General features: G+C 58.9%; 19 protein-coding genes. 6 read left to right on the top strand and 13 right to left on the bottom strand.

The window, feature by feature from the left end; translation table 11 throughout:
* Position 1 precedes the first annotated feature (1 nt).
* Positions 2-553 carry a YbhB/YbcL family Raf kinase inhibitor-like protein gene (locus Q8N00_16625; protein MDP2384409.1) on the top strand — a complete coding sequence of 184 codons (552 nt, stop codon included), beginning with the start codon at positions 2-4 and terminating at the stop codon, positions 551-553.
* A gap of 50 nt (positions 554-603) precedes the next feature.
* Positions 604-1,059: a hypothetical protein gene (locus Q8N00_16630; protein ID MDP2384410.1), complete on the top strand. Its 456-nt coding sequence runs from the start codon at positions 604-606 to the stop codon at positions 1,057-1,059.
* Positions 1,060-1,961: 902 nt separating this feature from the next.
* Here the strand turns inward: Q8N00_16630 and Q8N00_16635 are convergent.
* Both Q8N00_16635 and Q8N00_16640 read right to left on the bottom strand, forming a co-directional pair.
* On the bottom strand, positions 1,962-3,458 hold the full coding sequence (locus tag Q8N00_16635) for an MFS transporter (GenBank protein MDP2384411.1): 1,497 nt from the start codon (positions 3,456-3,458) through the stop codon (positions 1,962-1,964).
* A complete protein-coding gene (locus Q8N00_16640) occupies positions 3,455-4,000 on the bottom strand; it encodes a hypothetical protein (GenBank protein MDP2384412.1) in 546 nt (181 codons plus the stop codon). Before Q8N00_16640 ends, Q8N00_16635 begins: the two co-directional genes overlap by 4 nt.
* A gap of 137 nt (positions 4,001-4,137) precedes the next feature.
* Between Q8N00_16640 and Q8N00_16645 the strand changes: the two genes are divergently transcribed.
* Positions 4,138-5,034 carry a LysR family transcriptional regulator gene (locus tag Q8N00_16645; GenBank protein MDP2384413.1) on the top strand — a complete coding sequence of 299 codons (897 nt, stop codon included), beginning with the start codon at positions 4,138-4,140 and terminating at the stop codon, positions 5,032-5,034.
* A gap of 237 nt (positions 5,035-5,271) precedes the next feature.
* Here Q8N00_16645 and Q8N00_16650 read toward each other — a convergent pair whose 3' ends face one another.
* The 8 genes from Q8N00_16650 to Q8N00_16685 all read right to left on the bottom strand — a co-directional run bounded on the left by Q8N00_16650 (position 5,272) and on the right by Q8N00_16685 (position 13,293).
* The gene (locus tag Q8N00_16650; protein ID MDP2384414.1) at positions 5,272-5,925 is read right to left on the bottom strand and encodes a uracil-DNA glycosylase; all 654 of its coding nucleotides are present in this window, start codon (positions 5,923-5,925) and stop codon (positions 5,272-5,274) included.
* A gap of 343 nt (positions 5,926-6,268) precedes the next feature.
* Positions 6,269-6,583, bottom strand: a complete 315-nt coding sequence (locus Q8N00_16655; GenBank protein ID MDP2384415.1) for a hypothetical protein — start codon at positions 6,581-6,583, stop codon at positions 6,269-6,271.
* 42 nt (positions 6,584-6,625) lie between these two features.
* Positions 6,626-7,951 (bottom strand): FAD-dependent oxidoreductase, encoded by a 1,326-nt coding sequence (locus tag Q8N00_16660; protein ID MDP2384416.1) that lies wholly within the window; start codon positions 7,949-7,951, stop codon positions 6,626-6,628.
* Complete coding sequence (gene hpnD, locus Q8N00_16665; GenBank protein ID MDP2384417.1) at positions 7,948-8,817, bottom strand: presqualene diphosphate synthase HpnD; 870 nt, start codon at positions 8,815-8,817, stop codon at positions 7,948-7,950. The genes Q8N00_16660 and hpnD overlap by 4 nt, the downstream gene beginning before the upstream one ends.
* Before the next feature lie 4 nt (positions 8,818-8,821).
* Complete coding sequence (locus tag Q8N00_16670; GenBank protein ID MDP2384418.1) at positions 8,822-9,748, bottom strand: cobalamin-binding protein; 927 nt, start codon at positions 9,746-9,748, stop codon at positions 8,822-8,824.
* 12 nt (positions 9,749-9,760) lie between these two features.
* Complete coding sequence (locus Q8N00_16675) at positions 9,761-10,456, bottom strand: HAD family phosphatase (GenBank protein ID MDP2384419.1); 696 nt, start codon at positions 10,454-10,456, stop codon at positions 9,761-9,763.
* A 206-nt stretch (positions 10,457-10,662) separates the two neighbouring features.
* Positions 10,663-11,403 (bottom strand): hypothetical protein, encoded by a 741-nt coding sequence (locus Q8N00_16680; protein MDP2384420.1) that lies wholly within the window; start codon positions 11,401-11,403, stop codon positions 10,663-10,665.
* A gap of 117 nt (positions 11,404-11,520) precedes the next feature.
* Positions 11,521-13,293, bottom strand: coding sequence for an adenosylcobalamin-dependent ribonucleoside-diphosphate reductase (locus Q8N00_16685; GenBank protein MDP2384421.1), 1,773 nt, complete (start codon positions 13,291-13,293; stop codon positions 11,521-11,523).
* Between the two features lie 110 nt (positions 13,294-13,403).
* Here Q8N00_16685 and Q8N00_16690 point away from each other — a divergent pair, with 110 nt between their 5' ends.
* The 3 genes from Q8N00_16690 to Q8N00_16700 all read left to right on the top strand — a co-directional run bounded on the left by Q8N00_16690 (position 13,404) and on the right by Q8N00_16700 (position 15,731).
* Entirely contained in the window at positions 13,404-13,817 is a 414-nt protein-coding gene (locus tag Q8N00_16690) for a secondary thiamine-phosphate synthase enzyme YjbQ (protein ID MDP2384422.1), read from the top strand.
* Between the two features lie 126 nt (positions 13,818-13,943).
* A complete protein-coding gene (locus Q8N00_16695) occupies positions 13,944-14,957 on the top strand; it encodes a hypothetical protein (GenBank protein MDP2384423.1) in 1,014 nt (337 codons plus the stop codon).
* 141 nt (positions 14,958-15,098) lie between these two features.
* A complete protein-coding gene (locus Q8N00_16700) occupies positions 15,099-15,731 on the top strand; it encodes a cysteine rich repeat-containing protein (GenBank protein MDP2384424.1) in 633 nt (210 codons plus the stop codon).
* Between the two features lie 11 nt (positions 15,732-15,742).
* Here Q8N00_16700 and Q8N00_16705 read toward each other — a convergent pair whose 3' ends face one another.
* Genes Q8N00_16705 through Q8N00_16715 form a run of 3 tightly spaced genes read right to left on the bottom strand, consistent with a single transcriptional unit; the run spans position 15,743 to position 18,728 of the window.
* On the bottom strand, positions 15,743-16,459 hold the full coding sequence (locus tag Q8N00_16705) for an FHA domain-containing protein (GenBank protein MDP2384425.1): 717 nt from the start codon (positions 16,457-16,459) through the stop codon (positions 15,743-15,745).
* Between the two features lie 34 nt (positions 16,460-16,493).
* Positions 16,494-17,294, bottom strand: coding sequence for a Stp1/IreP family PP2C-type Ser/Thr phosphatase (locus Q8N00_16710; protein MDP2384426.1), 801 nt, complete (start codon positions 17,292-17,294; stop codon positions 16,494-16,496).
* Positions 17,295-17,321: 27 nt separating this feature from the next.
* Positions 17,322-18,728 carry a serine/threonine-protein kinase gene (locus Q8N00_16715; protein MDP2384427.1) on the bottom strand — a complete coding sequence of 469 codons (1,407 nt, stop codon included), beginning with the start codon at positions 18,726-18,728 and terminating at the stop codon, positions 17,322-17,324.
* Positions 18,729-18,832 lie beyond the last annotated feature (104 nt).

An 18,832-nucleotide genomic window follows, 5' to 3' on the forward strand; every position in this document is an offset into this window, starting at 1 on the left:
TATGATGAACCACATATGGGCCTTGATGGTGCTGCTGATGTTTCCGGCGTCAACCTTCGCCGCAGACTTTCGCGTGATGAGCCCCACAATCAAAGAGCAGGGCAATATCGGCAACGAACATGTCTTTAACGGCTTCGGTTGCACCGGCCGTAATGTGTCGCCGGAACTGAAGTGGGAGCAGGCGCCGAAGGATACCAAGAGTTTTGCCCTGACGGTCTATGATCCTGACGCTCCGACGGGAAGCGGTTGGTGGCATTGGGTGGTCTTCAACATTCCTCCCGGCATCACCTCCCTCCCGGCTGGTGCAGGCCAATTGGACGGCAGCAACGCGCCACAGGGCGCGGTTCAGAGTATCACCGATTTCGGTCAGCCTGGGTACGGCGGTCCCTGCCCACCGCAAGGTGATAAGCCCCATCGATATATTGTTACGGTCTATGCGTTGAAAGTGGATCAGCTCCCGCTCAAGAAAGAGGCGTCCGGCGCGATGGTGGGGTACTATCTGAATCAGAATGCGTTAGGCAAAGCTTCCCTCACCGCCACCTATGGACGATGAATTGTCATACAACCGGTCGCCTGAAAGAGTGACTAAAGGAACCACGCACCATGCCGCTTGATGCCGAACTTGGAAAGACGATGCTCCAGTTGATTACGTCGCGCTATGACGATCGACATTGGCGTAAGAAGATCGAGAAGACCTTGGGGCTGCCGCAATCCGGTGTCGGAGATCCCGTACAACATCAGATCTTCATGTATCTCAAGATCGAGCTCAAGGCCTACAAGTCGCGCCGCGCCGATCCGGACTCCTGGATCATCGGAGGATATGCGACGAAAGAGATTATCGACCGAGCGAAGTTTCAGCCTCAGCTGGTTGGTCCAGAGGTCACGAAGGATGAAGTTTCGTTTCTTGGCACCGATCCAGGGAAAGAGATCGATGAAGCCTGGTGGGACGAGATGGTCGTGTCCTGGTTCGATGTGCCGGAAGAAGAACAACCGGTCGAAGAAGAAGGTGGCGAAGCCGCCGATTCAGAGTCCTCAGCTGAGATGAAAGCAAAAGCCTAGGATTGCCGATCGGGAGGATGCGTGCCGCCGCAAGACCTCCTGAATCACCCAACTACGCCTTGCTCGCTCGAAGCCTGTAAACTCGCCGAGCCTCGAACAGTACAGGATGGGCCGCCCGCTGCTGCTTCCGCTCTTGCCAGCGCCCTGCTGGCTCGCCTTCACGCTCAGTCACGCTTGGCACAGAAACTAGCTTCGTTACGACCAATGGTCGAACGGAGCGTCGAACAGTCTGTGCCACCCGCTGGAAGCGTGCCGCGCGACTGCGCTATGGCGAGACTCAGCAGTGGCGCTGATGCACGCGTCAGCAGCAACGGGCGGCGTTGGGGAGAAGGGGGCATCATGCTCGGCAAGTTGGGTCCCGATTCATCCGGTCAGCGGCGGCCACGATCCTCCCAATCGACTTTGAAAAATAAATTGAGCCCAAGGGGACTGGCTCAGCCGTCTTCGGCGGTGCCTGTCCCGCTCCCAGACCGCCGCCCGCTGCCGCTTCCGCTCTTGCCAGCACCCCGCTGGCTCGCCTTCACGCTCAGTCATGCTTGGCACAGAAACTAGCTCCGTTCCGACCATTGGTCGAACGGAGCGTCGAACAGTCTGTGCCACCCGCTGGGAGCGGGCTGCGCGTCCCCTGCAACGCTTTGTTATGCGGCATTTGATTGCGCACTGTATTGGCTGGTTGCGACCAAAAGTAGACATACGCTACTTTTGACTTGAGGGTCTGCTGGCACTCTAAAGCCGGTGCTCTCCTCACGAATTACGATGCCTGCATATATGAAATCCGAATTAACTCACCACTCCCAGAGCAAGTGTCCGATTGCGCAATGTGCGGCGGTAAGTTCCAACCGGGATGGCGAGCGTGACGACGATCAGAATCGCCGCGACTGCGAACGTGACTCGCATACCGGTTAGCGCGGCGACATCGGACTGATCTTCAGCATGCTCACGAGGCCTGCCACAAACGTCAACACCGCTCCTATCCCAAGACCAATCTGAGGCGCTGCATCGGTGGATGTTAGGGTGAAGAGCAGGGTCATGATCACCGCACCAGCGGTTTGCCCAAACAACCGGGCGGTGCCCTGCATACCTCCCGCGGCGCCACTCCGCTCGTTTGGTGCCGAGAGGAACATGGTGCGGTTGTTGGCCACATTAAAGAGGCCGAAACCGAGGCCACACAGCATGGTAAGCGGCACGAGCAGCAGCGGGTCGCCCTTCAGCGGCCACAGTGCGGTGGCCCCGAGCCCAGTCGCGAGACACAAACCGCCCACGGCACTAAGCCAGGCTGTCGACACGCGGTCCGCGAGACGGCTGGCGAACGGGGCGGCGATAGCCACGGTCAACGGCCAGGCCGTCATATAAAGCCCGGCTATCAACATGTCCTGCCCAAGCTCGTGCTGCAGGTAAAAAGGTAGCGCAACCATGCCCGCGGTCTGCCCAGCAAAACAACAAGCCGAGGCGATCACCGAAAAGCGGAATGAATCGGCGCGGAGCAAGTCGAGCGGGATCAGTGGTGCCTCCTTCGGCATTTCACGCTGAGCCAGCGCCACCATCTCAAGGGCTGCTGCGGCGAACAGGACGGCAGCCAGCGCCGGTCTGGTTGGAAGCAGTTCCGCGCCAATGACCAATGACGCAAAGGCTCCGGCATTCAACGCGACACTGAACAGGTCAAGCCGACGTGCCGTCCCGTCGACAGCCGGTAGCGCGCGGGTGGCGAGTAGCACCAACACACCCAAGGGTAGGTTGACGACGAAGAGCCAGGGCCAGTTTGCGGCTGATAGGACTGCCGCGCCGATCGCCGGACCGGCGGCAGACGACAGCGCCACGGCAAGGGCGTTCCAGCCGATAGCGGTGCCGAGCCGCCGATGTGGAACCACGACGCGCAGCAGCGCGACGCCGAGCGCCATGACGGCGGCGCCCCCGAGCCCCTGGAGGAAGCGGGCCGCGACGAGCCAAGGCAGGGACGGTGACAATGCGCACAACACGGACGCTCCAGTGAACAGCGCGACCCCCACAGTGAAAACCCGGCGATAGCCCAAGCTTTCCCCGAGCGCAGCGCAGGGCAGCAGGGCCATCAAGAGGGCGGTCTGGTAGGCGGTGATGACCCAGACCGACATGGCTGGCGTCACATGCAGCGATCGCGCAATCGTCGGCAGAGCGACGTTTGCAATGGCCGCGTCCAGCACCACGAGCACCATGGCAGCCAGCACGGAGGCGATCGCAACCTTGCGTCTTGGCTCGCCCAGCCCCGACATTGCATCATCGGTATGCCCCGTGGATCGCATTTCCTTGTGGTCATCAGCGCGAGCGGGCGATGTCGATCCGCGGGTCATGGAGGAAGGCACATGCAAAGCGCTGAATATCGGCGCCACACGGCGTCCTATGGCTTGGCTTAAGGCCATGGTCATGGCGCCCCTAAGGTCCAGATGCCGTCCCGCTCAACATACCTCGTCACTCTGTGTTCTTCTTTGTCCTCCTTCTGCAAATCTCTCTCTGTAAAGCCGAATAACAGTGCGGCCCCGGAAATGCACCGTGTGTCGTGAGTATCTCCGGGTAGATACACCTGAACCTGTCCGGGTCGTACCAACGTAGAATCCCTTTTCACGAGTTTGACGCTACCGTTCGGGGCCTCGATTCGAGCATAGGTTCCCATCTCGATTTCGCCTTGCTGAATCGCATAGATGACCCACCCTCTGCCGTGATCATGGGGTGGCCTGTAGAGCCCTGTATGTTCCGTGTGGGCCAACAGCACGAACCCGTGTGCCGGATCCCGATACAGTTCGTTGTAGGCCGGAGCGTCCCGGTGCAGTGCCGCCAACCATTCCTCCGTGGAGGGCGCTTGGACGAGCTCCTCCAACTGCTGGCGGCAACCTGCGACCACTTCGGAGGTAAGAGGTCCCCAAATCTGCCTAACCCTCTCAATGAACTTTTCCAGCGAATTCTTAGCCATGTTTTTCCTTTCAGCTCGTCGTGGATGGACCCTGTTCAATCGATAGGCGAAGTATAAGTAACGTACACACATGGCGGAAGACGCACTGATTGCATAGTGTCATTGCGTTTGACGCCATATCTCGACATAATGGATCCATGGCGCGACCCGACTTCAATTTACTTGTCACCCTTGATGTGTTGCTCGCGGAAGGCAACGTGACGCGTGCGGCCCAACGATTGCGGCTCAGCTCGTCGGCAATGAGCCGGGCGCTGGCGCGATTACGCGAGACGACGGGCGATCCTTTACTGGTCAGGGCCGGACGGGGTCTCGTTCCCACGCCACGCGCGCTCGAACTCCGTGAGCGAGTCAGTCAGCTCGTGCAGGACGGAGAAGCGGTCCTGCGACCTGTCGAGAAGCTCAATCTCAAGCAGATAGTTCGAATGTTCACGCTGCGAACCAGCGAAGGCTTTGTGGAGAACTTCGGACCGGACCTCATTGCGCGCGTCGGCAAGGAGGCTCCCGGCGTGCGGCTGCGCTTCGTGCAGAAGCCAAACAAAGACAGCGCGCCGCTTCGCGACGGGACCGTCGATCTGGAAACAGGGGTTGTGGAGAAGACGACGGCTCCGGAGCTGCGTGTACAGGCATTGTTCCGAGACCGTTACATTGGCGTCGTGCGAAAAGGGCACCCGCTGAGCAAGGGAAAGATCACGCCCTCCCGTTATGCGTCAGGCCGACACATCTGCGTCTCGCGGGAGGGGCTCGCCTGGGAACCGATTGATGAAGCATTGAAGGCGTTAGGGCTGGAGCGGGACATCGTCACGATCGTCGGTGGCTTTTCCACCTCGCTGGGCCTGGCTCGCGCCTCAGACCTGATCGCCAGTGTGGCCGAACGCCACACCGGAAATTTGCGCGCCGGAATGCATAGCTTCCCCCTTCCGGTCTCCATGCCAGAATTCACGGTTTCATTGCTCTGGCACCCGCGGCTGGATGCCGATCACGCGCATCGCTGGTTGCGCGGCCACGTTCGGAATATCTGTGCGGCGATCCGCTGAAGGACTGAGTCGCCCCAAATTTTCCAGCAGAACTCAGCCCTAAAGGTGGGTGTTTGACCGCTTGGAGCATCTGAACAGACTTTGTGCCCCTGAAGACAACAATGTCTGCTTTGGCAGAGGGGTGGTCAATCGCAGCGAGTTTTTGAATGGCCGCACTTGGCCGATAGCGGTCATTGCGTCAGGAAGGCTGCCCAGCGCAGTGCTACGGAACTAATAAGTCTTTCGCAGGCGGCCCAACTATCCGAACAGATCCATCTGGGTCTGTTGAGGCGGTTCGATGTCCAGCGTGGGTGCAGCAATGGGTGTCGCTGTAGTGGGTTCGGCTGGTTTGGTATTCCGGTCCAGAAACTCTCTGAGTTTTTTGAAGTCTTCACGAAGCGGTTCGAGCATGCTGCCTTGGTGTAAGGCCGCGGCTGGATGCAGCAGGGGGAAGAGCACAAAGTCTTTCATGTAGAACGCCTGCCCGCGAACCTTGGTAATCCCTACCTTCCGTTCCAGCAAGGTTTGTGTCGCCCAATTTCCCAACGTGCAGACGAGTGTAGGATGGATCATGGCAATCTGTTGCAGCAGAAACGGTTTGCACGTCTCGACTTCATCCGGCTCCGGGTCGCGGTTGTTCGGGGGGCGGCACTTGATCACGTTCGCGATGTAGATGTCGCTCCGTGACAAGCCTGCTGATTGCAGCAAGTCGTTTAAGAGTTTTCCTGCCGCTCCGACAAATGGTTCCCCCTGCCGGTCTTCGTTAAAGCCAGGCGCTTCTCCCACAAACATGACGCTCGCATGCGGATTTCCCACACCAAACACGACCTGGCTCCGGCCGAGTGTCGCCAGTTTGCACAGCTGGCAATTATGGAGAGATTTCGTAAGATCCTGAAGGGGTGTCGTGCTCATGGTTGAATAGAACCATCAAGAAGGTGGGCAATATCTTAGGAAGCTGAGCCAATGATGTCAATGTAAGCCAGAAGCGGCAGCATGAATGGTGCCACGTGCCATCAGAACAGTGTGAGTACTATGTGAAGAGCGATGAAGTTGGAACGTTTTGTGAGGATGGTCAAAAAGGTCTTCCGGCGAGGCCGCAGCGAGTGAAGGCCCGAGGCCGTACCCTCTGGGGCGCACGGTGCGACGAATAAGGAGTACCACGTTTGTGCGCGCCGCCGAGTGGTGAGGCGGCCGGGTCCCCGTTGAGGGTCTGAACGGTGCGAGAACGAAGCCGGAGGCCTTTTTCACCATCCGTCTACTCGACTCGGTAGCCTTTGGCAGCCAGGCAGGTATCGCGCATGGCATTGATGGTCGAGATCCCGTGCAGGGCGCGGGCATGGTCGGCGGGGCTTTGGGGGCCTGAGCCGAAGGGAAAGGGGGTGCGTTGGTTGTAGAACTGGTTTTCGTTCGCCAGTCTCGCCTTGTACTCGCACTCCATATAATCCCGTTCCAGATCTCGCTGACTTAGCCCTTGGGGATTGTCTCCACGCTCAAAGGAACCTGGCGCACATCCGGTACAGATCAGCGCAATGGCTACTAGCAAGGCGGGTTTCATCAACAGTTGTCCCATACTCAAAGACCTACCATTGGATAGTGCCATCGTCAAGCGGACCTATTGGCCAGCGATGGCATCGGCGCAATGGTTGCCACTGACAATCGCGCTTTCCAGGTTGGGCGGCCATCCTGTATCGGTCCAGGCCCCAGCCACGAGCAAGTTGGCGATCGGACTCCGTTGAATGGGCCGATGCAATTTCGTGCCGGGCCTGAGTGAGAGGGTGGCGTTGGGTATCGTGCGGCGGCGGATCGGCCCGAGCCTGCATCCGGGTCGGAGAAGTCCCAACGATCTGAGCATGTCAGGGATGAGGCTTTCTAGGTTGGAGTCCGGTCGAGTCTGCGCAAGTTGATGGTCGGTTGAGATCAGGGAGAAGTCTGTGCGGTCAGGCGTTGCCGCTGTGATGAGTAGCGAGTGAAACGGGGTATCGCCTAAGAGGATGAGGCGAGGGGTGGCGCAGGGTTGCTCGGCTTGCAGATGCAAGAGTGTGCCGTCTTGCGAACCCAGTTCCCCAAGCTGCTGGAAGTAGGCATAGAGGGTCAGCCATCGCTCCGGAAGTAACGGTGTGAGTTGCTGCGGGGGCAGGGCGGCGATATACCAATCGGCCTGCAGCAGTGACCCATTTTTCAAGAGGACGCCTGTGATGCGATCTCGCTCATACCTGAACTGTGCCGAGTCGGTCTTGCGTAAGATGGTCGCCCCGCCCGTCGTCAGTCCCTCAGTGATGGGTTGGATCAGGCAGGTCTGCAGCGAGTCCTGGACAATCGAGATGCGGTTATCGTGACGAGTGCTCATGAACAGAGGCCGCAGCGATGTGATGAAGGCATCCGCGGACAATGCAGTGAGTGCATTGCCCGTCAGCCAGCGCGCGAGAGGATTCCAGACGATACGGCAAGTCTGTGCGCTTTGTCCGATTGACGCCAGCCATTCCTCGGCGGTGCGCTGTTCCAGGTCGGCAGGCAGGCGCTCATTGTCCTCCCACAGCCGTTCCAATCGGGATACTAATCGCCATCGTTCCTTCCAGGGGAGGCCTGTAAACCTTAGTAGGCTAACCCAGGTATGAAGGGGGGCGGGGAGCCAGGCACGCGGATAACGGGCAATGGTGCTCTCGTTGAGGCGAAATTCTAGAGGGATATGGAGCCCTATCGGCTGCTGGAGATTGGCATGGAGGGAGCGTAGTAAGGCCTGTGTTGCGTGATGGCACCCGAGGACTGTGAGCGGTTCAGAACCGTCGTACAGAGGCGTATCAGCGGGGGCATCCGCCACGAGTGGTAGAGGGTCGACGATCGTGACTCGATATCCATGTTGAATGAGCCGGTAGGCGGCGGTGAGCCCGGCTGGACCTCCACCAAGAATTACGACGGACTGAGCATGCGTGGGCGTCACGAGAATTTTGCGCGGAGCCAGACTCCGGCGGCAAGGGCCAGCCGATGATTGGTTGAGAGGCGGACGCGAGGGCCGAAAATCTGATGGCCCGGTTCCTCGATTTTTTTCAGGATGCGGAAATAGACCGCACGCATGATTTCCGAGACGGTCAGCGCGCTCCGGTCATGCGCTGGCAGGGATTCGAACGCGGCTTGTGCCTTGGCGTAGTACTCATGGGCCCGTGCGGCCTCGAAGGAGAGCAACGCGTGGAGCGCGGGATTCTCCTTCCGTTGTAGAATCATCTGCTCGGTGCATCCGAATTTTATCAGGTCTTCCTGTGGCAGGTAGATGCGGCCCTGGGCTGCATCGGTTTCGATGTCCCGCAGGATGTTCGTCAGTTGGAACGCCATGCCGAGAGCGACGGCGTAGTCTTGGGCCCTGGCTGAGGTCGGCCCGAAAATATGCAGGCAGATGAGTCCGACCACCGATGCGACGCGATAGCAGTAGAGCGAGAGATCTTGAAACGACGCGTATCGTGCCGCCGAGAGGTCCATGCCCACGCCCTTAATCAGCTCCTCGAAATAGGCCTGTGGGATCGATAGCTGTCTGACATGGGTGGCCAGGCTGATGGTGACCGGGAAGGTCGGTGTGCCTTGATAGGCCGCCTCCAGCTCGTTCCACCACCGTTGGAGCTCGGCCTCGGGTTTGCTGTCTGCCGGAGGCTCATCGACCGCGTTATCGACTTCCTTGCAGAAGGCATAGACCGTGTACATCGCCGCGCGCCTGGCTCGTGGGAGGAAGAGGAATGAATAGTAGAAATTACTCCCGCTCTTCTTGGTGAGCGTGGTGCAGTAGGCTTGCGCGTCGGTCGAGGAGAGTATGGTCATGGCATTAGTGCTGAGGTTGTGGCTCCAGGCGACTGGCCATGGAATCGTGCATGGGGTATTGGTCTGATGGATGGAGGATGGCGGCCAACAGTTCAATCCCGTCAATCAGGCGCGGGCCAGGCCGGCTAAAATACGAGGAGGCATCAACCAGGAATGTATGCTCTCTCAGTTTTGAGGGGATGGGCCATTGACCAGGTTGCTGCATGAGCTGGGATAGTTCCGTACGTGTCCGTTCAATTGAGAAGCCGCAGGGCATGACGATGAGTACGTCCGGGGACGCGGCGACGATATCGTCCCACGTCACCACGCGCGAAGGGGTGCCAGGCTGCGCTAGGACATCCTGTCCGCCTGCAAGTTGAACCATCTCAGGAACCCAATGACCTGCGACGTACAAGGGAGAGAGCCATTCGATACAGACCACGCGCGGGCGATGCGAGAGGCCTTGGACGCGAGTGCGAACGGCTTCGAGTCGCTCGCGTAACTGCGCGGCGAGACGATGGCCCTCTGCCGAGCGGCCTGCCGCGTCGCCGATCCGCACGACATCATCGATGACATCGTGGACCGTACCGGGGTTCAATGTCAGGACGGTCGGTTGGTGAGGCATGGCTCGCAGGGCCTCCTGCAGTTGATCCGGCGTGACGGCACAGACATGACAGAGGTCTTGGGAGAGGATCAGATCGGGGCGCGAGTCGCACAAGCGGTCATGGTTGAGCCGATAGAGCCGCTGGCCGGAGGCCACGAGCTGCGCGACTTGTCGATCGATCTCAGCGCTGGTCAGCCCATGAGGAGGGATTATCGGCTCAACCATGATGGGCACGTTCCCGACCGATGGCGGGTAGTCGCACTCATGACTGATTCCAACTAACTCCTCGCTCAGGCCGAGCGCGGCGATCACTTCGGTAGCACTGGGCAGCAGCGAACAGATTCTCATATCACTCGGTTCTTATGGGACGGGCCATAACCGCTCACGGAGTTCGCTGAGTCGAATCTGTGTGAGACTCGGGGTTATGGCATGGGCTTCATGCAGATCTTGGATCGTGTGCGTGTTCGCCACGGCGAGGACCTTCATCCCGGCTGTTTTCGCGCCGCGCAGGCCGGGGATGGAATCCTCGATGACCAAACAAGATTCCGGGGCGATGGTCTGCTTCGGGCGTTGTCGATTCAAGGCGTCGAGGGCATGGAGAAACGGCTCGGGATCGGGTTTCCCCTTGGTGACGTCTTCGGCGCCGGTGATGTGGAGAAACTCTTTGCGCAGCCCGGCCTGTTCGAGGATGAATTCGATCTCATGGCGGAGGGCGCCGGATGCAATGGCTAAGGGATACGTCGCTGCGGCTTCCTGCACCAATTCACGTACTCCCGGGAAAATGACCAGATGTCCCTTCACCGATTCCAGATAGGCCTGGGCTTTCCGTTGCATCAATGCCGTGATGGTCGCGAGATCGGTGGGGCGTTGATGTGCGGTGAGTGCCGCGAGAAAGCAGCCTCGATCGTCGTAGCCCAGGTAGTTGGCGTAGTAGTCGGACTCGGTCAGGCCGATGCCGATTTCAGCGAGCGTCTGGCGGAAACCGGCGAAATGGAGGGGTTCGGTGTCTGCGATGACTCCATCAAAATCAAAGATGATAGCGGAGAGTGTGTTCATGAGGGTTGTTCGAAAATATTGGCATGCCCACGAGATTGAGCAGGCTGTGGAAAAACTCGGTGAAAAATAAAAATACCGCGAAAACGCCGCTGGCGGTTTTTTTCAGCATCCTGCTAAAACTGGCGAATTATAGCACAGGAAGACCAACTGAACAGTCGAGAATGTGCCAGGCTTGGCAGCCAGTTTGGACCGGAGGAATAGAAGGATTAGAACTTCAGGCGGAGGCGCTTCTCCGATACCCAACCCTTCGCCCCTTCATCTGTGCGCACCTGGTACATCCAGCCGCTGGGTTGTAGATCGCCGTCGAGGACCGTCAGGGTCGCGCCAAAACGAACGACCGGCCCTGGCTTGCTGCCTGATGCGTCGGCGAACAGCGGACTGCTTCCCCCGGGAGCCGTTTCGTCCATCGTGGTCGTGACTTTCTGGCCCTCGCTGAACAGCGGAGCGGATACAGTCATGGCTGGTGCAGTTGGTTTCACGGCGGCTTGAGGCGGCGTCATGGCCGGGACCGCCGGGGGGGCAACAGCAGTGGGGATCGAGGCTGATGGGGCTGGCGCAGGCACCGGCGTCACATCGCTTGGATTGGGAGTCGCTTGTGGTGCTGGTACCGATGGTGTCATGGGTGCTGGCTTTGGGTTCATGGCCACCGGGGGTGGCGTGCTTTCCCCCAGGTACGGGCTCAGCCATTCGGTCATGAGCTCAGGTTCCATGGTGGCGATATAGGCACCGCCGCCGATGAGAGCCAGGAGCAGTAGCCAGAGGATCGGGCGACCGCCGCCTGATTTTTTGTGAGGGTTCAGCGGGCCGGTTGCTCTCGTGGTGGTGGTTTGATCGAGTTCTTCTTCCGTGAATTCCAAGTCCGGTTCCGGTTGGCGGGCGAAGAGGAGCGACCAATTCACATCAAAATAATTCCCGACTGATGTCAGGGTTCCAACGAGCGCAGCCATCGAGTACCTCCCTGCTGAACGATTCGGTTCGATATAGAATACGTCTGTGAATATACGTATCACCATCGTCTGGTACTGTCAATTTTGTTGGGGAATTTGGCCGATGTCTGGCCCTTCTCAACAGGGATTCGCAGGGTGACAGGACAGGACTTGTTGTTCCCGGCTACCTGTTCGAAAGACGGTGAGGCCTTTGCACTTGAGTCGATAGGCGAGCAGAAATGCCGCGGCGACTTCGGATTTGGTCGCGGTGCCCGGTAAATTAATGGTTTTCGAGACGCCGCTGTCGCTGGAGCGCTGAAACACCGCCTGCATACGCACATGCTGCTCGGCCGAGACATCATGGGCCGTGACGAAGAGGCGTCGCAGCTCTTCTGGAATGTCTGTCATATGTTGGATCGAAGGATGCGCCGAGAGGTTGGCTTGAAGTGCGTCGAGATCGAGGCCGAGGGCCTCTGCGCGGTGGACGAAGGCCGGATGACAGGAGGTGAGCACAACGCCGTCCATGATGCGGCGGACTTCCTGCACCCCGTAGAGCGGTTCAATGCCTGGTGAGCAGTTGGCGATGAGGCTGATGCTGCCAGTCGGTGCAATGGTGGTGACCGTGGCGTTTCGATGCCGCTGACCGAGCGTCTGGAGCCGACTGCCTCGATAGGCAGGAAAGACGCCGCGTTCGGTGGCGAGATCAGCGGATGCGCGATGGGCGTGAGATTGAAAAAACTCCATCAGGATGCCGGCTGTGTGGATGGCCGCCTCGGAGCTGTAGGGGATATTGAGGGCGATCAGCAAGTCGGCAAAACCCATGATGCCCAGGCCGATCTTCCTTGTGCGCTTCGTCATGCGGTCGATGTGGGGAAGGGGGAAACGGTTGCGATCGATCACATTGTCGAGGAAGCGCACGGCGAGAGGAATGATGCCGGCTAATCGAACGAAGTCGATGGTGGGTCCTGCGTTCGAGGGCATGACGAAGTTGGCGACATTGATGGAGCCGAGGGTGCAGGACTCAAAGGGCAGGAGCGGCTGTTCGCCACAGGGGTTCGTCGACTCGATGGTGCCGAGGCGGGGAGTGGGATTTGCCCGATTGATCGTGTCCAGAAAAACCACCCCCGGCTCGCCGCTGGTCCATGCGGCTTCGACGAGCCGATCGAAGACCAGCTGTGCCGGAAGCCGTTTCGTCGGTTTATTGGTGCGGGGATTGATCAGGGCGTAGGTCCGGCGGCGCGTGAGTGCCTGCATGAACGAATCGGTGATGCCGACGGAGAGATTGAAATTCGTCATTTCGGTCGGGGTTTGTTTGAGCGCAATGAAGTCTAGAATGTCCGGGTGGTCGATACGGAGGATGCCCATATTCGCGCCACGTCTGGTCCCGCCTTGCTTGATAATATCCGTCGAGAGGTTGAAGAGGCGCATGAAGGAAATGGGGCCGGAGGCTACACCGCTCGACGACGAGACCAGGTCGTTGTGCGGACGGAGGTGACTAAACGAAAATCCGGTGCCGCCGCCCGATTGGTGGATGAGGGCCTGATGCTTCAGACTGTCATAAATGGAGTTGAGGGAATCTTCGACGGGGAGGACAAAACAGGCGGAGAGTTGTTGCAGCCGACGTCCGGCGTTCATCAGCGTGGGAGAATTGGGAAGAAAGTCGAGACGGGCCATGCAGTCGTACCATCGTTGAGCGGCGTGGGGTAGCCGGCTGGCGCTGGGGTAGAGTCGTTCTGCTTGTGCGATGTCCGTGGCCACGCGCCAGAACATGTGCGCCGGGGTCTCGACGATCGTTCCCGTCGTATTCTTGCCCAGATAGCGTCCGCGGAGGACGACCATGGCATGGTCTGAAAGGCGCAGCCGTGGGACCTTCGGCGGGTTTGAGGGAGTGCGCGTCTTCTTGACGGACATGTTTCTAGTATATACCGCCGCATCTGATTGATCGATGATGTTTGCCGTTTTGTCCTGCTTGCATCTTGACGGTCCGGTTCGGCAGAATGAACCTCCACTGACCGACGACCATGAAATCCTATCGCGAAGAGCTCTGGTTCGAAACGAAGACGCGGCGCGCCTATCTCAATATCACGCAACAGGTCGAGGCGGCGGTCAAGAAGAGCGGGGTCCAAGAGGGGCTCGTCCTGGTCAACGCCATGCATATCACGGCGAGCGTCTACATTAACGACGATGAACCGGGCTTACTCAAGGACTATGACCGTTTCTTGGACATACTGGTTCCTCAGGCCGCGACCTATCGGCACAACGAGACCGGCGAAGATAACGGCGACGCGCACATTAAGCGTCAGCTGATGGGCCGAGAAGTTGTCGTCGCGATTACCGAAGGCCGGTTGGACTTCGGTCCCTGGGAACAGATCTTCTACGGAGAGTTCGATGGCATGCGGCGAAAACGTGTACTGGTAAAGGTGATTGGCGCGTGAGCCCGATGTCGTCTCATCAAGGGGCAGGATCCTGTGGGAATAAACCACTGGAGCGCTTGCTACCACAGGGAAAGTTTGGCAACATGGGGCCAATGATGCACGGTTGTGCGGTAGGAGTCTGTTGATATGTTGAGTTGGTCTCGCCCCGACCCCCTCACCCGAGATCTCGTGCACTTGATCAATGCCCGGCGCCATGACCATGGCGATACCGATGCGGCGATCGATACATTGCAGGCCTTCTTGGAGCAGGGACGGGAATACGATCTTCTTACGGTGCTGGCGGCGCTGGATGAGGACATGGCAGAGTGGCTCTTCGATCTCCTCGCAGAGGCCTCCTGCTCTGTGCTCATAGATGGGCCGGCCGATGACAAACTGTCCTATGCCATCATGGCGGCCTTGGAGCTTCCTCTCCAGGCGAATCTGACCCATCCTCTCAAGCTCAAGATCGACCCGGTCGCCACGGCAGACTTGCTGCATCGGCATCTCCGCCTCTCAGCCGGGACCGTGGTGCGAGTCGAATCGCGCCTCCTGACCGATTCGACGCTAGAGCCGCTCAGTCTCCAGGGCTTGAACGACCATTTGAGCTCAGTTGCGGATTCGCAACGGACCACATCGATTGCGGCTCGGCTCTATCCGCCCGTCGAGAGTACGGCCTTTCTCTTCTTCGAGTTGATCGGGGTGCCGGACTCTGGACTGCCCGATGCGCTGGAAGACCGGCATCGACGGGCGCTCCTTGAAGGTCTTGTGGAGCAATGTCCCGAGTTGGCGCTCGCCCCCGATATGCTTGAGGCGCCGGTCTACGCCGCCTACGCCATGTTCGATGCGCAAAATGCCGTGCGGCTCCATCGCTTGGCGGATGAGACCGCAGCGGTCTGGCGCGATCTGGATCCCCTCGTGCGTGCCCGCACGATCGTGCACCTCCATACGCAATGTGGGAACGGTGTTTACATGCCGGTCTGGACCGATCTGTTTGACCCGGAGCTGCCAGAAGACCATGGTCCCGTATGGACCTCTCCCGATGTCTGGGTCTTCACCGCCGATTTGCCGATCGAATGGCCTGGAGAGATGCTCACTAATCGTCTCCTCGCCGAGGGCTGCACCAGGTTCGAGAATCACATCGTCGAGACACCCGAGAACTGACCGTCGCTCCCTCCGTTTTTTCTCCCAGTTATTCTGTCCAGCGCGATCTCTCTCGAAAATCCTCGTCCGTAAAAACCGGACATTTCATCGATTTTTCTCACGGCTTATCCTATGCTGAGATCGGTCAGATAGGGGGCAATCATGGCTCAGCAGCAGTCTTCAATCGGGATCATGGCCGGAGCCGTGACTCTTCTTGGTCTCGGGCTCGTCTGGGGGACGGTGGCGGCTAATTTCCCGTCACAAGAAGAGCTGTCTGCGTCTGCCGTATCGGCTGAGACCCGTCCAGTGGCACATCCTTCGTCTCCTGTGTCTGCGCCGCCTGAGTTGGACCTCAGCATCCCCGGTGCGCCTCCGATGACCTCAACGGTTGTCAGGCCGAGGCGAGAGGAGGAACGGTTGTCCGGTGCACGCGTTGATGTTCCCGCAGTGACGCGGTTCAACCCCCAAGCCGCACAGGTCGCGAAATTGAGATGCGAATCCGAGATCGAAGAATTGTGTCCGGATTCTCAGGACGGTGCTGCACGCACGCATTGTCTTGAGCAGCGGGCCAGAAAATTGTCTCCGCTTTGCCAAAGCCAGGTGCGCGAGCGATTTGTGAAATGGAAAGAAGATCGAGGCCGGATGATGGCCGCCTGCGATGAGGATGTGAAACGGTTTTGCCCCGACGTCGTACCCGGGGGCGGGCAGATTCTCCAATGTCTCCAATCGCATGCTCCGGACGTATCAGACCGATGCTATGAGACTCTTCCGAAGGGCGCGCTCTACGTTCAATAGTCGTATGCGTCTTAGCGAGCGGCCTGTTTGGATCCGGAAAGCAGATAGAACGTGAGTCGTACGCCTGCCACTTCGATCTGGTCACCATCTTTCAGAATCTGTTGTCCCACAACATCTGTGCCGTTGACGAGTAGCGACTTCGTGCCTTGAGAGGGGCTAATGGCGTAGTTCTGGCCTCGTTGGGCGATGCGTGCTGCGGATTTTGGAGCAAACCAGCCGGTCAACCGAATGGCCGCTCCGTCTTGTGATCCGATGAGAGAGACGTGTTTACCGAGGGAGTACTCCAACCGATCGGTCTTCCCGGCTACAACCAGGATCTTGGCGCTGAGCGACGGTTCCTCGGCGGTACGGTTCGATCCTGTGAGCGCGATGGTTCGATCTACATCGACTGATGGGGGAGTCGCCATCGTACCGGCTGTCGCCTGCTCTTGGAAGACGATCCGGTGTTGGCCGATGGTAATCACATCCGTGTCTTGGAGTTGGTGGCGCGTGATCGGTTGTCCATTGATGGCCGTGCCGTTGGTGCTCTTCAAGTCTTCGAGAAAAAAGACAGCCTGAATCTTGACGATCCGTGCATGGTGCCCCGAGACGGCTGGGTCATCGATGGCGAGGGTATTGTCGGCCTTTCGACCGATCGTCACGGTCTTATGGGTCAACTCGATCTGCTGTGAGCTCTTCCCGTGAAGTTTGATCAGTAATGTGGCTGGCTGTGTCAGCGCTTCTGGCATGATGTGGCCTCCCGTACAAGATTCCTCTGATGGGTCATGCGACAAACCGTTGTTTGAGCCGCTCCCATAGTCCGGTATGGAGTGTTTTCTGGAGGGCCACGATGATCACGGTGGTGTTATCGTCGCCGCCGGCCTCATTCGCCATGGCGATGAGGCGATCGGACAGCGCAGGGATGTCGTCTGAACCGCTCAGGACTTGCAGTATGTCGCTCGGGCGGACCCCTCGGGTGAGTCCGTCAGAACAGAGCAATAACAGGTCCCCACTCTTGACCGGAACCTCCGTCAGTTCAACGTCGACGCGGCTATCGACACCGAGGGCTCTCGTCACGATATTTCTTCGGGGAGATCGTTCCGCCTCTTCTTCTGTCATGACCCCCTTGAGCATTTGTTCGGCGACCCAGGAATGGTCTGTGGTGAGGGCATGGATGGCTGCGTTTCGGATGAGATAGAGACGGCTATCACCGACATGGGCGATGGCGAGCATTTCTTCTGAGAGTCGTGCGGCGACTACGGTGGTGCCCATGCCTTCATAGTCAGGCCTGCTCCACGACTCGCGAAGGATGACCTCGTTCGCCGCCCGGATCGCACTGGCGAGACGATTGGCCGCCGCAGACATCGCAGGGTCGCAGGGGCCGATCAGTGGAAGGGTTGGGTTGGTGGCGGCGTCGGTGAGATGTGTGTGAATCGCTTCGACGGCGAATGCGCTGGCAACCTCGCCGGCATTACTGCCGCCCATGCCGTCGCAGACGACATAGAGTCCGAGCGCAGGGTCGACCACAAAACAGTCTTCGTTGTGGGGGCGCTTGAGGCCGGTATCGGACTTGGCGCTATGCACTCGTTCGAAGGACAGACGACACCTCCCTTAGGCCGCGAGACTCTGTAAGCAGGCACGGAGCTCGCGCGCGAATTCGTCCGCACGCCGATACCGGTGAGGCAATTCTTTCTGTAATGCCCGATCGACGATCTCCTGCACCATCGGGGGAAGATCCGGCCGCAAGGTGTGAATGGCAGGATGCGGGTGATGGGCGATGCTGAACAGCAGAGCCGACAAATTATCGGCGGTGAACGGCGGTTGCCCCGTGAGGAGTTCGAACAACACGACGCCGAGCGAGAAAATATCCGATCGACCGTCCACTTTTTTTCCGGAGATTTGTTCCGGGGACATGTACGTCGGTGTGCCCATCACCATATTCGTCTGTGTCTTGCTGCTCGAAGCGATTTTTGCAATGCCGAAATCCATGACTTTCACGATGCGATCTTTTGTTAGCATGATGTTCGCCGGCTTGATGTCGCGATGGACCACTCCTTGTTGATGGGCATAGTCCAGCGCGTCCGCGGCGGTGGCCACAATCAGAAGGACCTCGTGGAGCGGCATCAAGTTGGGTTGCCGGGCCCATTGTTTCAGCGGTGTTCCTTCGATGAGCTCCATCGCGATATACCCCAGGTCGTTTTCTTCTCCTGCGTCATAGATCGTCACGATATTGGGATGGGAAAGACGCCCGGTGGATTCTGCTTCGCGAAAAAACCGCGCCTTGATGTCTTGTAGCTTGTCGTTGTTGTCGATCTGGTCGAGCCGCATGGTTTTGATGGCCACGAACCGTTGGATCGTGGGATCTTTCCCCAGGTAGACCAGTCCCATCGCCCCACGCCCCAGTTCTTTCAAGACCCTATAACGCCCGAGCATGCCAGGGGTGGAGGGGGTAGAGGTGATGATCGTCGACGTAGCGGAGTGATTCTTCGGTTCCGACGAAGCCTCTGTTGTCTCTTGCTCTTCTTCCTCCTCTTCGGCCAACGCCTGCACCCCTTGGCGCCTGGTCTGGAGGGGGGGGTCGAAGGCATTGCAGAGCGAACGATGGTTCATGAGCCACGCCGTCGTGAGCCAGAGCCCGGAGCCGACAAGTCCGATGGCATAGCCCGAGGCGAATCGAGCAGAGCCGATCTGCTCAACGAGTGGCAGTCCGACCTTTCTCAAGGCTTTATTGGCGAAGAGGATGACGATCAGGGTCGTGAGTGGAAGGACGAGGCTGCGGAGAAAGCTTGAGCCCCGTCCATTGTCCGGGATCTGCTGTGACGCGGCAAGGGCAAGAAGCCAGAGGAAGGTCAGCGCAAGCAGGTCTGCGCCCAATCGAATGACGTGAGGCCCACTGAGCGCCAGGTACGGAACCGTGGCGGATTGGGCTACGGCCATATTGCTCAGCAAAGGGCCAGCCAGGAGCACGGCCAAGATGGCAAAGGTATAGGGAGCGATCCAAGTCCAGGATTTCGACATAAGAATTTATGAGACTGTTCGTGAACGTCTCAAAGTGTAGCGGATGGGATGGGAGAGTCAACGAATTGTGGTAAATGCGCGCCGGCGTTGGCAAGCACGAGAGG

It is taken from the genome of Nitrospirota bacterium, from assembly GCA_030684575.1.
GTDB lineage: Bacteria > Nitrospirota > Nitrospiria > Nitrospirales > Nitrospiraceae > Palsa-1315.

What these genes read in the sequence shown, in the direction of transcription:
- Q8N00_16625 (MDP2384409.1), top strand. Translation starts at nt 2, where the DNA reads ATGATGAACCACATATGGGCCTTGATGGTGCTGCTGATGTTTCCGGCG.
- Q8N00_16630 (MDP2384410.1), top strand. Translation starts at nt 604, where the DNA reads ATGCCGCTTGATGCCGAACTTGGAAAGACGATGCTCCAGTTGATTACG.
- Q8N00_16635 (MDP2384411.1), bottom strand. Translation starts at nt 3,458, where the DNA reads ATGACCATGGCCTTAAGCCAAGCCATAGGACGCCGTGTGGCGCCGATA.
- Q8N00_16640 (MDP2384412.1), bottom strand. Translation starts at nt 4,000, where the DNA reads ATGGCTAAGAATTCGCTGGAAAAGTTCATTGAGAGGGTTAGGCAGATT.
- Q8N00_16645 (MDP2384413.1), top strand. Translation starts at nt 4,138, where the DNA reads ATGGCGCGACCCGACTTCAATTTACTTGTCACCCTTGATGTGTTGCTC.
- Q8N00_16650 (MDP2384414.1), bottom strand. Translation starts at nt 5,925, where the DNA reads ATGAGCACGACACCCCTTCAGGATCTTACGAAATCTCTCCATAATTGC.
- Q8N00_16655 (MDP2384415.1), bottom strand. Translation starts at nt 6,583, where the DNA reads ATGGGACAACTGTTGATGAAACCCGCCTTGCTAGTAGCCATTGCGCTG.
- hpnD (MDP2384417.1), bottom strand. Translation starts at nt 8,817, where the DNA reads ATGACCATACTCTCCTCGACCGACGCGCAAGCCTACTGCACCACGCTC.
- Q8N00_16670 (MDP2384418.1), bottom strand. Translation starts at nt 9,748, where the DNA reads ATGAGAATCTGTTCGCTGCTGCCCAGTGCTACCGAAGTGATCGCCGCG.
- Q8N00_16675 (MDP2384419.1), bottom strand. Translation starts at nt 10,456, where the DNA reads ATGAACACACTCTCCGCTATCATCTTTGATTTTGATGGAGTCATCGCA.
- Q8N00_16680 (MDP2384420.1), bottom strand. Translation starts at nt 11,403, where the DNA reads ATGGCTGCGCTCGTTGGAACCCTGACATCAGTCGGGAATTATTTTGAT.
- Q8N00_16685 (MDP2384421.1), bottom strand. Translation starts at nt 13,293, where the DNA reads ATGTCCGTCAAGAAGACGCGCACTCCCTCAAACCCGCCGAAGGTCCCA.
- Q8N00_16690 (MDP2384422.1), top strand. Translation starts at nt 13,404, where the DNA reads ATGAAATCCTATCGCGAAGAGCTCTGGTTCGAAACGAAGACGCGGCGC.
- Q8N00_16695 (MDP2384423.1), top strand. Translation starts at nt 13,944, where the DNA reads ATGTTGAGTTGGTCTCGCCCCGACCCCCTCACCCGAGATCTCGTGCAC.
- Q8N00_16700 (MDP2384424.1), top strand. Translation starts at nt 15,099, where the DNA reads ATGGCTCAGCAGCAGTCTTCAATCGGGATCATGGCCGGAGCCGTGACT.
- Q8N00_16705 (MDP2384425.1), bottom strand. Translation starts at nt 16,459, where the DNA reads ATGCCAGAAGCGCTGACACAGCCAGCCACATTACTGATCAAACTTCAC.
- Q8N00_16715 (MDP2384427.1), bottom strand. Translation starts at nt 18,728, where the DNA reads ATGTCGAAATCCTGGACTTGGATCGCTCCCTATACCTTTGCCATCTTG.